12 protein-coding genes are annotated in these 13,251 nt (G+C 44.6%); 10 read left to right on the forward strand and 2 right to left on the reverse strand.

All coding sequences use genetic code 11. The features are described from left to right. Positions 1-973: 973 nt before the first annotated feature. Both NST25_RS02830 and NST25_RS02835 read right to left on the reverse strand, forming a co-directional pair. A complete protein-coding gene (locus NST25_RS02830) occupies positions 974-1,900 on the reverse strand; it encodes an IS3 family transposase (RefSeq protein WP_143766647.1) in 927 nt (308 codons plus the stop codon). Beyond that, positions 1,849-2,166, reverse strand: coding sequence for a transposase (locus tag NST25_RS02835; protein WP_076301905.1), 318 nt, complete (start codon positions 2,164-2,166; stop codon positions 1,849-1,851). The genes NST25_RS02830 and NST25_RS02835 overlap by 52 nt, the downstream gene beginning before the upstream one ends. Before the next feature lie 485 nt (positions 2,167-2,651). On the opposite strand from NST25_RS02835, the gene NST25_RS02840 reads away from it, so the two are divergent. From NST25_RS02840 to NST25_RS02885, 10 genes are all read left to right on the forward strand, one after another. Further along, positions 2,652-4,202, forward strand: a complete 1,551-nt coding sequence (locus NST25_RS02840; protein WP_340393283.1) for a spore germination protein — start codon at positions 2,652-2,654, stop codon at positions 4,200-4,202. After that, positions 4,199-5,353, forward strand: a complete 1,155-nt coding sequence (locus tag NST25_RS02845) for a Ger(x)C family spore germination protein (RefSeq protein WP_076186255.1) — start codon at positions 4,199-4,201, stop codon at positions 5,351-5,353. Before NST25_RS02840 ends, NST25_RS02845 begins: the two co-directional genes overlap by 4 nt. Before the next feature lie 239 nt (positions 5,354-5,592). Continuing rightward, entirely contained in the window at positions 5,593-6,705 is a 1,113-nt protein-coding gene (locus NST25_RS02850; RefSeq protein ID WP_076186259.1) for an endospore germination permease, read from the forward strand. Positions 6,706-6,945: 240 nt separating this feature from the next. Continuing rightward, positions 6,946-7,464 carry a DJ-1/PfpI family protein gene (locus tag NST25_RS02855; protein WP_076186261.1) on the forward strand — a complete coding sequence of 173 codons (519 nt, stop codon included), beginning with the start codon at positions 6,946-6,948 and terminating at the stop codon, positions 7,462-7,464. A 23-nt stretch (positions 7,465-7,487) separates the two neighbouring features. Further along, positions 7,488-8,111 (forward strand): hypothetical protein, encoded by a 624-nt coding sequence (locus NST25_RS02860; protein ID WP_339246218.1) that lies wholly within the window; start codon positions 7,488-7,490, stop codon positions 8,109-8,111. Positions 8,112-8,132: 21 nt separating this feature from the next. Beyond that, a complete protein-coding gene (locus tag NST25_RS02865; RefSeq protein ID WP_036676767.1) occupies positions 8,133-8,429 on the forward strand; it encodes an antibiotic biosynthesis monooxygenase in 297 nt (98 codons plus the stop codon). Between the two features lie 14 nt (positions 8,430-8,443). Next, a complete protein-coding gene (locus tag NST25_RS02870) occupies positions 8,444-9,262 on the forward strand; it encodes an aminoglycoside phosphotransferase family protein (protein WP_076186267.1) in 819 nt (272 codons plus the stop codon). 28 nt (positions 9,263-9,290) lie between these two features. Then, the gene (locus NST25_RS02875; RefSeq protein ID WP_076186269.1) at positions 9,291-9,836 is read left to right on the forward strand and encodes a DUF1697 domain-containing protein; all 546 of its coding nucleotides are present in this window, start codon (positions 9,291-9,293) and stop codon (positions 9,834-9,836) included. A gap of 205 nt (positions 9,837-10,041) precedes the next feature. After that, positions 10,042-12,171 (forward strand): glycosyltransferase family 39 protein, encoded by a 2,130-nt coding sequence (locus NST25_RS02880; protein ID WP_076305615.1) that lies wholly within the window; start codon positions 10,042-10,044, stop codon positions 12,169-12,171. Between the two features lie 78 nt (positions 12,172-12,249). After that, positions 12,250-13,236, forward strand: coding sequence for a glycosyltransferase family 2 protein (locus NST25_RS02885; protein ID WP_076138397.1), 987 nt, complete (start codon positions 12,250-12,252; stop codon positions 13,234-13,236). Positions 13,237-13,251 lie beyond the last annotated feature (15 nt).

Consider the following 13,251-nt stretch of genomic DNA (forward strand, 5'->3'; position numbering starts at 1 on the left):
GTATGCGCCTGATGATGTGTTGGGTGTTATCATGGCCGAGTCCGTAAGCGCCTGAGGATGCACTGGGTGTTATCGTGGCTGAGCCGAAAGTGCCTGAGGATGTATTCGATGTTATCGTGCCTAGGTGCGTAAGCCCCAAGGGATGAGTGTGATTCGGCGGTAACGGACCCAGTAGCCCCTAAACGTTGCATTTATCGACTTTTGGCGTGCTATCGGACCCCATAGTCGCTTTTGGTATAAAAAACGCCCGATTTGAGCTACTTTTGATGAAATAGCTGCACTGGAGTCCGAAACTGTGCCCAAAAGGCGATAAATGAGAAAATAACGCCTCCTGAGTCCGTATGCGCCTGATGATGTGTTGGGTGTTGTTGTGCGAGGTCAGTAAGCCCCAAAGGATGAGTGTGATTCGGCGGCAACGGACCCAGTAGCCCCTAAACGTTGCATTTATCGACTTTTGGCGTGCTATCGGACCCTATAGTCACTATTGGCATGAAAACCGCCCAATTTGAACCACTTTTGATGAAATAGCTGCGCTGGAGTCCGAAACTGTGCCCAAAAGGCGATAAATATGCCAATAACGTCTCCTGAGTCCGCAAGCGCCTGAGGATGCATTCGGTGTTATCGTCCTAGATCGCAAGCGCCTGAGGATGCATTCGGTGTTATCGTCCTAGATCCGCAAGCGCTTGAGGATGCATTCGGTGTTATCGTCCTAGATCCGCAAGCGCTTGAGGATGCATTCGGTGTTATCGCGGCCGAGTCCGAAAGCGCCTGATGTGTGTTGGGTGTTATTGTGTTAGGTCCGTAAGTCCCCAGAGATGAGTGGGATGCGGCGGTAAAGGACCCAGTAGCCCCTAAACGTTGCATTTATCGACTTTTGGCGTGCTATCGGACCCCATAGTCGCTATTGGCATGAAAAGCGCCCAATTTGGGCCACTTTGGATGAAATATGGACCTCTGTCAAGAAAGTGGACAGTCACGCAACAGACATTCTAGTCAATTGCTCAGCAAAACGAACTGGAGAAAGATACCCCAGCGCGCCATGCATTCGCTTGCGGTTATAGTAAAACTCAATATATTGAAAAAGTGTCTGGTAGGCTTGCTCCTTAGTTTTGAATCGCGGATTACAATAAATGAGCTCCTTTTTCAAAATGCTGTGCCACGACTCGATACAGGCGTTATCATAACAGTTACCTCTGCGGCTCATGCTGGACTCCATGCCATACGCTTTCAACTGCTTCGTGTATTCATGAGAAGTATATTGAGAACCTCTATCGGAGTGATGTAATAGACCCTTTTCCGGTTGTTTAGCTTCGTAAGCATCTTGTAAAGCGCCCGAAATCAAGCTAGTTTCCATATGGTTCTCCAAGCGCCACCCCACGATTTCGCGCGTGCAAAGGTCCATCACACTTGCCAGGTACAAGCGCCCTCCCCGGCAAGGAATGTACGTAATGTCGGTAACCCATACTGAATTGGGTTTGAGTATTTTAAATTGCTGGTTCAGCGTATTCGGGGCAATCGGATGGTCATGATTGGAGTCGGTGGTCTGTACGCGATACGTTTTGGAGACAATGGAGCGAAGCTTCATATGTCGCATGTACACACTCACCGTGCGTTCGGTAACGGTATAACCTTCTTGATGTAACAGGCGGGTGATCTTCGGACTCCCATACCGCTTTTGATGGTCTGCAAAATGATACTGAATTCGCTTCATTATCGCAGCCTTACGAAGCATATGCGTACTGGTTTTTTCTGTCCGCCACTTGTAGTACCCGCTCCGTGACACATGTAGGGTCATGCACATCTTCTCCAAGAGAAACTCGGAGCGATGTTTTTCAATAAACTGGAATCTCAGTTCCTTGGTTTGCTGAAGATGTGCACTGCTTTTTTTACGATCGCTAATTCCTCTTCCACATCGGCAATCTTGTTATCTTTTTCTTGAAGTTGACGGCTCATTTCTTTCAACTGTGCCTCGAGTTCCCGTACTCGATCCATGCTAGCCGCCGGTTCATTCTTTAGTTCTCGATACTGGCTCATCCATTGATGCAGGGTACTTTTTGGGATGTTGAGCTCTTCCGCCAAGTCGCCCACTGTCTTTGTTTGCTCTTGAATGAACTGCACTGTCTGTTTTTTAAATTCTTCGTTATACCGTTGTCGATGTTCTCCCATGTGAACACACCTCCGTGGACTCATTATCGCCAGTCTGTTAACTACTGTCCACTTTTTATTCTAGCTTCAATAGCTGCACTGGAGTCCGAAACTGTGCCCAAAAGGCGATAATTGAGCAAATAACGCCTTCTGAGTCCTTAAGCGCCAGTGGATGTACTCGTTGTTATCGCCCTAGATCCGTAAACGCCTGAGGATGTATAAGGTGTTATCGTGGCTGAATCCGTAAACACCTGAGGATGTATGCGGTTTATCGTGCTAGGTCAGCAAGCCCCAAAGGATGAGTGTGATTCAATGCTAACGGACTCAAGAGTCGTTATTCGCATGAGCTCAAGGGATGATTAGGTTTCGGAGACCGAAAAGAATCCAGTATATGGAGTATACCTGCTTCTTTCTTGTTGATCCCTTTTTAGCATAATTTTGGAGGATAAAAGGGGGAGATGCAGGGGATAATTTCTAGGAAACCTATTGTGACAGGAGTGACTACTGTGGAGAAACAATCAGCACAGGAGATCAGTAACAACTCTCAAAATAACGATAAGTCTGAGCAGACTCTAAGTACGTTACTGGATGATATGTTGAGTCTGTTTCGGCAAATCTTTAATAATGATGGAACGCTTAGGATAAGAGTGCTAAATAATATTCATAGTGACGGCATCCGCTGCGGATTAGTTTATGTTGACGGGATGGTTGACAGGGAAATGATTCAGTATGGGGTGATCAAGCCCCTAATGAAATTTGATTTTACGGAAATGGATAGTGGGAATAGAGCTGAACTGATGGAGAAAATCCGGACGATGGTTATTAATATTAGCGATGTAGTCTGCTCTACGAGTTTGGATGAGATGGTTAGCGCGGTCGTAGCTGGAAAAACATTATTTCTGATGGATGGTTTTGCGGGTGCGCTAAACATTAGTGCACAGGGGTGGGAAACTAAGGCTATCGCAGAGCCTGTGACGGAAAAAAGCGTCAAGGGTCCACGAGAAGGTTTTACAGAGTCACTGCTTGTAAACTTGACTCTCATTCGCCGAAGAGTGCAAAGTCCGGACTTAAAGTTGATTTATGGCCAGATCGGGGTCCGCTCCAAAACAGAAACTTGTATTTGTTATATTGAAGGTTTGGCCTCACCGGATGTTGTTAAAGAGCTGCAGAACCGAATTCAGCAGGTGGACATAGATGTTGTTTTGGATACATCTATTCTTTCGGAGCTTATTCGAGATGAACCTTTTTCACCCTTTGAAATGACGGGAAGCACAGAACGTCCTGATTCTGTAGTAAGCAAAATTATGGAGGGGAGAGTTGCCTTATTAATGGAAGGCAGCCCTTATGCAATGACAGTGCCCTATTTGTTTGTGGAGAATTTTCAGGCCAGTGCTGATTATTATATTAACTATTACTTTGGTTCGTTTAACCGAATGATAAGGGTGCTTGGAGCTTTTTTGTCTATTAGTATTCCTGCTTTGTACGTAGCTTTAGTTACCTATAGTCAGGAAATGATTCCTACCATGTTGTTACTTAGTATTTCAACGTCGAGAGTAGCCGTTCCTTTTCCGACTGTGGTCGAGGTTTTGTTCATGCTAACGATTTTTGAAATTCTGCGAGAGGCAGGAGAACGAATACCGACCTACATTGGTCAGGCGATTAGCATCGTAGGTGCGCTTGTGTTGGGTCAGGCGGCTGTGGAAGCAAGAATAGTTAGCGCACCTATGATTATTGTAGTGGGTTTAACAGGAATTATGGCTTTGCTTAACCCTACACTGACGGGTCCTCTAATCGTGGTAAGATCGCTTTTACTATTGGCTACCTTCTTTCTGGGGTTATACGGGTATTTCTTAGGTGTGATCGGTTTAGTTATTCATTTGATGAGTTTACGTTCCTTTGGAGTTCAATACATGCTTGGAGTAGGTTCTATTCGCCCGCAGGATATTAAGGATACAGCTATAAGGGCGCCGTGGTGGCACATGTATTTACGTCCGGCGATGATTGGAGCACGTAACCGAAAGAGAAAAGCGGCAAATAAAGTAAGGAATCGGTCATGAATAAAATTAAAAAAGGGTTGCTAGCTTGTATATCGCTATTACTTCTGGTTAGTATCTTGGGCTGTTGGGATTACGCCGAAATTGAAGATAGGGCGGTTGTAGCAGGCATTGGCATCGATAAAGATTCTGACGGAAAGCTGTTAGCAACGGTTGAAATCGTGGATACGAAAGAGGGGATGAAATCCAGTCAAGCGGGTTATAAGATGGTCAGTCTTTCAGGTAAAACGTTATTTGAAATTGTGCGAGGTATGATTTCAATTACGGGAAAAAAATTATTTTGGAGCCATTCCAAGGCGATCATTATTAGTGAGGAAGTAGCCAAGGAAGGGGTTGTAAAAGTGATTGATTGGTATAACAGAGATACAGAAACTCGATCAGATGTATACGTGTTTGTTTCTAAAGATAAGACGGCTCAGGAAGTAATTAATTTAAATAGCTCAACAGAAACTATTATGTCTTATGGTCTTGCTCAGCAGATGGCAATTGAACAAAATGTAAGTACGGCCCCGGTTGTGGAGATTTGGGACTTCATTGAAAAGCTGGAGACGCCCGGGGATTGTGCTATAGCTCCGCTTATTTATATTCACGAGAAAAATGGCCAGAAAAATCCGCGCGTCAGCGGTACAGCTATCTTCAGAATGGATAAAATGATAGGCAAGCTGAGTGGTGAAGAGACCAAATTCATGTTGTTTATTAAAGATAAGATAAAGGGTGGGGTGTTAACCGTGAATAACGAAAAGGGAGCCCCCGACTTCACACTTGAGATCTTTTCTAATAAAACAAAAGTAAAGCCTGTTTGGATAAACGGTAAACTCCAATTACAGGTAAATATGGTCACGCATACCGGGCTTGATGAGGTAATGACTACTGAAGGATTCACTAGTCTGAATAGTAAAAATGTTATAGAGAAGCGTGCCGCTAAGGAATTACAGGAGAATACTCTCTCTGTAATTAAAAAGGTGCAGCAGGAATATCATTCCGATATTTTTGGATTCGGAGAGATTATCTTTGAGAATATGCCTAAGACCTGGACCAAGCTCGATAAAGATTGGGAACGAGAATTCTCTAGTCTAGATGTGGTTGTAAATTCAACAGTTATTATTGAGAGCAGTGCTCAGAACTCAAGGTCTATACAGATCCATCAAGAATAGGTGATTAAATTGGCTGTTATCGTTGTGATGATATACTTTTTTGTTGTATTGATAGATCCTTACGGACTGTTAAAGCAAGGGATGAAACGGGATTTTTATGTGTGTACTACACTATGTCTGCTTTCTTTCTGTATAGCTTTTGCATTGGCCATGAAATGGCAGCTTCCTAGTCCTTCACCTTTAATTGTGAGTTGGATCAGCAAGTTATTCTAGTTACAAGCCCAAGAGGAGATTTAAGCATGAAAAAAGAGATCATACCCACAGGGCATTCTATAAGTATTGTTGTTCTATTTATTATTGGAACTTCACTATTCATGGGACTGCCGGGAAAATCGGGCAACAGTAGCTGGATTGCTCTACTTTTAGCCATATCATTAACGGTTCCCCTGCTGTTTATGTACGCCAGATTTCATGTGCTTTTTCCGGGTAAGAATCTATTTGATATATTGATCATCGTATTTGGATCTATCTTTGGGAGAGTAGTGTCCTGTCTATATATATGGTATGCACTGCATATGGGGGCACTTGTTCTACGGAATTTTGGGGAGTTTAGTAAAACGGTTGCCTTGACAGAGACGCCTATGATTGCACCTATGTTATGCGTGGGTCTGTTATGTATTTGGGTGGTTAAGGCAGGGATTGAGGTGATTGGGAGATGTGCTAAGCTATTTCTATTGCTTCTTTTAGCGGAGATTCTGTTTATTGAAATCTTAGCCATTCCCAAGCTTAAGTATCACTATTTGAAGCCTTTTCTTGACAGTGGATGGTCACCGATATTTGCAGATACAATTGGATCATTTACTTTTCCTTTTGCTGAAATTGTTCTTTTTATGGGCGTATTTAGTCATTTGCCGGCAAAAGACTCAGCCAAAAAGATTCTGCTAAGCGGATTGCTGATTTCTGGTGTGGTGATTTTGCTCGTTTCTCTGCGGAATTTGCTGATTCTCAATCCTGATATTGTTCAAAGCTTATACTTCCCCTCGTATGTTGCGGTTAGTCGGATTAATATAGGGGATTTTTTGACCCGAATGGAGGCATCATCAGCACTTGGATTTGTAATCACGATATTCATAAAGGCCAGCTTATGTTTATATGTGGCTAGTGTTGGAGTCGCTAAGTTGTTCAAACTGAAGAGCTACCGATCCGTTGTGCTTCAGCTGGGATTGATTATGGTTTATTTCTCACAATTTATCTTTAAGGATATTATGGAGATGCAGCATTTTGCCTATACTATTTATCCAATATATGCGCTTCCTTTCCAGGTGATTATTCCGTTGATATTATGGATTTGCGCTGAAATTGTTGTGAGCCGAGGTAAAAATAAACAGATAGCGCCGCAGTCGCAGCAATAGCTCTAAATAGGAGGATACAGGTGTCTCGTGAGCCATAAAAGGTGGCTGTTGGGGTGCTTGTGTCCTTTTTGTTATGAGTAATTAGGTAAAATCCCACATTCGGAATCTTAGCGGAGCGCATAGTTGTTATTGATTAGCGTCCTCTGAGTCCGTAAGTTTCAGGAGAGGGCGATGATGCTATAATGATAGATACATAGAATAGAGATTACTTTTTTTGAGAACAGGGGAGCTGATCTATCATTGAATACATATATTCTTATATATGATAGCTTTGTGCAGTTTGAGGTTACATTGGCAGCTTATTTTATGAAAACAAAGGGTGAGGTTTATACCTTAGGTTTGGAAGATAAGGCGTTAATCTCCTGCGAGGGTTTTTCTGTGAATCCATCCGTATTGGTTGAAAATGTGGACGTTAGCACCATAGATTTATTGATTATCCCTGGTGGGGAAACAGATAATTTAATAGGGCAGGAGGCTCTATTAGATTTAATCAGAAGCCTGAATGGAGCAGGCAAAGTCATCGCGGGCATTTGCGGTGGGGTATCCATTCTTAAGGCAGCCGGAGTACTGGATGGTAAGGTTTATGTGGACAATGAATCCGGCGTATCTAACGTCGTTGTCGATGGAACAATCATTACCGCTAAGCCGAATGGATATGTAGATTTTGCGCTTGAAATTGGGCGAGTAATGAGTATCTATAAAGATGAGGCAGATTTGCAAGAAACGATAGATTTCTTTAAACATTTTAAATCCGTTTAAGGAGTAGAAGAGGGGAAACATGTATGAACGTTAGCAATATCATTATGTCCTCTTATTGGGGTAGAGAGGTTAAACATAAATATATCACCCAAGGGTCCAAAGCGCTGGCTGTTATTTTTCCGGGTAAAAATTATTCAGTTGATCGCTCTCTGCTGGATTATGCGGCTAAAGCTGCCCGGGAGCATAATTGTGATGTTCTGCTTTTAGAATATGGTTACCAGAGTGCTAGGGTGGATTTCAAGCGTGAAGAAATGAGTATTATCATTGAGGAATGTAAAGCCGTGATTGCTTCTCTGCCGGATTATAAGAGGTTTCTTTTTATAAGTAAAAGCATGGGAGCTGTTATTGCAGGTAGAATAGCTGAAGAGCTAGAAATACAGAAGAAGACGTCTCATCTATATATCACCCCGTTGCCTGAGGCGGTGCCGCTGATTCAGCGGAGTCGGGGGACTGTAATTTATGGTGGCAGTGACCCCTTATTTGGTGAAGAGCATTCGGGTGAAATTAGTGGGCTGAATCATTTGAAGGTGTATAGAATCGATGATGCCAATCATTCGCTGGAGGTAGGCAGTGTCAACGAGTCACTAGCAATACTGCTGGTCATCATTAATTTCTATCATGAATTTTTCCGGGATGCTTTAAATTAATAACTTTAGGAGATGATGAGTGTGATTTTGGAAGCTGCGATGCTGCAAGTGAAGCCTGGTTTGACTACTGAATTTGAGCAAAGCTTCAAGGAGGCATCAAGCTTAATCTCCTCGATAGAAGGTTATATGGGCCATGAATTACAACATTGCTTGGAGGATGATCATAAGTATCTGTTGCTGGTGAAGTGGAGAACGCTTGAAGACCACACTGTTGGATTTAGAGAATCCAGCCAATATCAGGAATGGAAAGCACTCCTTCACCATTACTACGACCCATTTCCGGTAGTTGAGCATTTTACCCGCATTAATCTGGACTAAATGGAGGATACCGAATGAAGGCCAAGCTTGTTGGGGAAGGCAGAACAGCGGAGATCTGGCAGCATGACGATCAGAGGATTCTTAAATTGTACCGGGAGGATATAGCAGAGCAACACGTCAGCCGGGAATATAAAATCAGCCAGTTTGTACATGCGCGGGGTGTTCGGACCCCCCAGCCTTTTGAGCTTATTTCTGAACAGAATCGACAAGGTATCGTTTTTCAACAAATTCAGGGTCCCTCTTTACTAAAGGTGATGGGTGAGAAGCCTTGGAAAGTTACCCAATATGCCAGGCTGATGGCGGGGCTTCATTGTGATTTACATAAGCTTGAAACTACAGAGGAAATCGGCCAGCAAAAGGATATGCTGAAAAGTCAGATCATGGTTGCCCCTATGCTGAGCGAAGAGGAAAAATCCGTCATTTTGAAGTATCTGGAGAAGCTGCCGGAAGGCACTCGTTTATGTCATGGGGATTTTCATCCCGACAATGTGCTTATGGATGAACAGCTCTGGGTGATCGACTGGATGACGGGTGTAGTGGGAGAACCTGCTGGAGATGCTGCGCGTTCCGTAGTGATGTTCAGTTTGGGAGCTATGCCTCCGGGAGCTTCGGCCTTCTCCAAATTAATGTTAGGTTTTATAAGAAAAAGATTAACTAAGGGATACATTCAAGAGTATCTCAGATTATCAGGACACACTTATGAGGACGTAGACCGCTGGATTTTGCCGATCGCTGCCGCACGTCTGGTGGAGGGGCTTTCGCCTCCAGAGAAGGAGCTGCTGGTAAAAGAAGTTCGTAAACGTCTACACACCTTAGCCGCAGAGGTAAGCTGATCATGGCACAAAAACGGAGGCGTATTCTATGACTACCTATATAGCGCTGCTGCGTGGAATTAACGTCGGCGGGAACAAAATTATTAAAATGTTGGACCTGAAGGCGATGTTTCAGTCTCTTGGATTTGCAAATGTACGAACGTATATTCAGAGTGGAAATGTCGTTTTTGAGAGTGATGAAGGTTCGGTAAGCCTGCTTAGAGGAGTCATTGAACGTCAGATTCATGAGGTTTTTGGATTCGAGGTCTCTGTTATTATCCGTACTTTAGCAGAAATGGAGAATGTGATCGCTAACGATCCCTTTCAGCTGTCCGAGCCAGAGGAATTCAAAAGATGGTATGTTACTTTTTTACCAGCCGAGCCTTCAGGGGAAGCATTGGATAAACTGTGCACTTATGAGAATGGACCGGATAAAGTGCGTTTTGTCGGCAGAGAGATGTATATATTATATGAGGTCAGTGTGAGCCAATCATCGCTTTTTAAAGTCCCTTTTGACAAAATACTCGGGATGCCCATTACCGCACGCAACTGGAACACGGTGAATAAGCTTGTTGCCATAGGCAAGATGGAATAACAAGTTTGGATTGAACAGGGTACCGAAAGGCTCCACATTGTGGGGTCTTTTTTGCGTGCCGGCAGCCTCATTTATTCAGCAAACATTCAGCTTGCACTCATTGAGAGTTAAGGTATGGATGAAATAATACACCTACGGAAAGCTTGGGCCGGAGTTACAGAACTGCCGGCATATAGAATGATCAAGGGATAGGAGTGAAATGGAGATGAGTTTTGCTAGAAAAATAAGCTCGGATCTTATACTGTGGCTCATTTTAATACTCGCTGCTTTTTTGTACGGTTATGGAGTTTGGAATGACCACTATGTGAATACATACTACACCACTGCCGTGGGAAGTATGCTGCAAAACTTTCATAATTTCTTCTTCGCTTCACTCGACTCTGCAGGTTCAGTCACGGTGGATAAACCACCGGTCACCTTTTGGATTCAGACTCTTAGCGCACTCATTTTCGGGCTGCATGGCTGGAGTGTAATTTTACCTCAGGCGCTTGGGGGCGTGGGCTCCGTGTTGCTCGTATACCTTCTGGTAAAACCTACCTTTGGTAAAGCAGCAGCTCGTTTAGCAGCGCTGGCCATGGCAACAACTCCAGTAGCGGCGGCTGTTAGCCGGACGAATAACATTGATGCTTTGTTAGTATTCACGTTACTGTTGGCGGTTTGGTTTTTATTTAAAGGAACGAAGAGTAATAAGCTGGGCAGTCTCCTTGCCGCATTCGCTTTAATCGGTGTTGGGTTTAATGAGAAGATGTTGCAGGCTTATATGGTATTGCCGGCTTTTTATCTCTTTTATGTCTTGGCTGCGAAAGTGAACTGGAAGCGAAAAACTGGAGTATTAGCGGCCTCGACAGCTATATTACTCGTGGTCTCGTTATCCTGGGCAGTGATAGTGGATTCAATTCCCGCTAGTAAACGACCTTATATCGGCAGCAGCGGAACTAACTCCGTGCTCAATCTTGCCTTTGGTTATAATGGTGTCGCCCGATTGACGGGTGATCGGGGGACAGGTGGTGGCGGAGGTGGAATGCCTTCAATGAATGGTGGTGAGATGCCGAACATGAATGGCGAGATGCCAGCTATGAACGGTGAAAGACCCGCTATGAACGGGGCAGATGCTGAAAATGGTACGGATAGCGGACGTGGAGCATTTTCGGGTCGGCAAGGTATAAATTCAACCTCAGACAGTCAAAATGGCGCCGATGATGGAGGTTCTCCAGGGCAACCACCCGGCGGTGGAACAGATAATCAAAACCGGCAATTTGGTGGTGAAGGTGGGGGCCAAGGACAACGCGGCGGCATGAATGGCGGCGGTGGAGGAATGTTCAATACTGGAACCGCAGGTCCACTGCGCCTGTTCCAATCAGAGCTGTCAGGTCAGGCAAGCTGGCTGCTGCCTTTTGTATTGTTTGGTTGTATTGGATTATTCGCTAATCTGCGGAGAAGGAACTTTACGCAAGGGCATAAAGAAGCTCTATTCTGGTTAGCATGGCTGGTGCCGGTGATGGGATTCTTCAGTATTGCGGGATTCTTCCATCAATATTATCTGGTGATGATGGCTCCGCCGATAGCCGCGCTGGTCGGTGCAGGCTGGTCAAAGCTCTGGAGTCTGTATCGCGAGCACTCTGGTTGGCTGTCATGGCTATTGCCAGTTGCAACGCTGGTTACAGCAGCTTTTCAGTGGTACATTATTCATCCTTATGACGATACGATTGGCAGTGGCTGGTCGATTGGTATTCTGGCTGCCGGTATAGTTGTTTCTCTGGTGCTGGTCGTTCTTAAAGGCAAGCAGAAGCCATTTGTTTTCTCGGCAAGTATTGTTGCTGTACTAGTATTGTTAATTGGCCCGCTCTACTGGGCAGCTACCCCAATTACTTATGGCCTGAACAGTCAAACCCCTGAAGCAGGACCAGGCAGCAGAGAGGGCAGAGGAGGAATGGGCGGCAATTCTAGCAACTTTGGACGTAATAGCGCCACAAGTGCGAATGAGAGTCTGTTGTCCTATCTGGAGGAAAATAATACTGGGGAGCCTTATCTGTTTGCCGTATTGGATTATGGCACAGCAGCTCCTTATATCGTCGATAAGGGGGCATCGGTTGTTATTCTGAACGGGTTTTCCAATTCGGACACAGTATATACCACAGATACCCTAGAGGCGTTAGTAGAGAGTGGAAAGGTGAAATACTTCCTGCTGAGCAGCGGCGGTATGGGGGGTGGACGTGGAGGGAACTCTACGCTATCTACCTGGATTACCGACAATGGTACAGAGGTTCCAGCAGCGGATTGGGCAGGAAACGATGCTGGTAACAGCGGAACGTTATACAAAGTTACAGTTAACTAGTTCAGTGTTTTAGAGTACGAAGCGTGCTAATACATTTGCAGGCACGCTTCAGCATTCAAATTAAAGGAGGAGCTGCTCATGAGCATCAACGTGCGCTATTCCATTATTATACCGATGTTTAATGAAGAGGCAGTCATTCAGGAAACGTATCGCCGTATTAAAAAAGTGATGGCAATGACGGAGGAAGTGTATGAGCTGATCTTCGTGAATGACGGCAGCACCGACAACTGTGCCCAGATGATCGAGGAATATAGCTACTGGGATGAGAGTGTGAAGCTGATCGATTTGTCACGTAACTTCGGACATCAGATCGCTATTACTGCCGGAATGGACTATGCCCTTGGGGATGCAGTTGTCATTATTGATGCTGATTTGCAAGACCCGCCTGAGCTGATCTTGGACATGATTGCGGAATGGAAGAAGGGGTATGAAGTTGTATATGCTAAACGGGTGAAGCGTAATGGTGAATCCTTATTCAAAAAGTGGACGGCCAGCCTCTTTTATAGAATTCTGCGTTATTCAACCGATATTTCTATCCCTGTTGATACGGGTGATTTTCGGCTTATAGATCGTAGGGTCTGCGAAGAGCTCAAACGTCTACCGGAGAAAAACCGTTTCGTGCGCGGACTGGTCAGCTGGGTTGGTTTCCGTCAGAAGGCGATTGAATATGAACGGGATGAACGTCTGGCGGGGGAAACTAAATATCCACTAAAACGTATGATCAAGCTCTCTTTGGACGGAATCACCTCCTTTTCCTATAAGCCGCTGAAGCTGGCAGGATATTTGGGCGCACTGCTGTCGGCTTCTGGTTTTCTGTACCTTATGTATGTTTTGTACCTGGTGATTTTTACAGACTCAGTTGTTAAGGGCTGGGCTTCGATGATTGGAATTACGCTGACCTTCAACGGATTTGTACTCATTATGCTAGGAATACTAGGTGAATATGTCGGCCGGATTTATGACGAAACTAAGGGACGTCCGCTTTATATTGTCCAAGAGTTCTATGAAGGTAAGGGGCAGCAAAAGAACATTCGTGAGCACCCTGTGACCCATCTCCGTAAATAAACTGCAAGGGAGGGA

Origin of the sequence: Paenibacillus sp. FSL E2-0190 (assembly GCF_037992965.1) — a bacterium.
GTDB lineage: Bacteria > Bacillota > Bacilli > Paenibacillales > Paenibacillaceae > Paenibacillus_AQ > Paenibacillus_AQ odorifer.

Coding starts and splice junctions, on each gene's coding strand:
- NST25_RS02885 (WP_076138397.1), top strand. CDS start 12,250: ATGAGCATCAACGTGCGCTATTCCATTATTATACCGATGTTTAATGAA.
- NST25_RS02835 (WP_076301905.1), bottom strand. CDS start 2,166: ATGGGAGAACATCGACAACGGTATAACGAAGAATTTAAAAAACAGACA.
- NST25_RS02860 (WP_339246218.1), top strand. CDS start 7,488: ATGAACGTTAGCAATATCATTATGTCCTCTTATTGGGGTAGAGAGGTT.
- NST25_RS02875 (WP_076186269.1), top strand. CDS start 9,291: ATGACTACCTATATAGCGCTGCTGCGTGGAATTAACGTCGGCGGGAAC.
- NST25_RS02845 (WP_076186255.1), top strand. CDS start 4,199: ATGAATAAAATTAAAAAAGGGTTGCTAGCTTGTATATCGCTATTACTT.
- NST25_RS02870 (WP_076186267.1), top strand. CDS start 8,444: ATGAAGGCCAAGCTTGTTGGGGAAGGCAGAACAGCGGAGATCTGGCAG.
- NST25_RS02880 (WP_076305615.1), top strand. CDS start 10,042: ATGAGTTTTGCTAGAAAAATAAGCTCGGATCTTATACTGTGGCTCATT.
- NST25_RS02850 (WP_076186259.1), top strand. CDS start 5,593: ATGAAAAAAGAGATCATACCCACAGGGCATTCTATAAGTATTGTTGTT.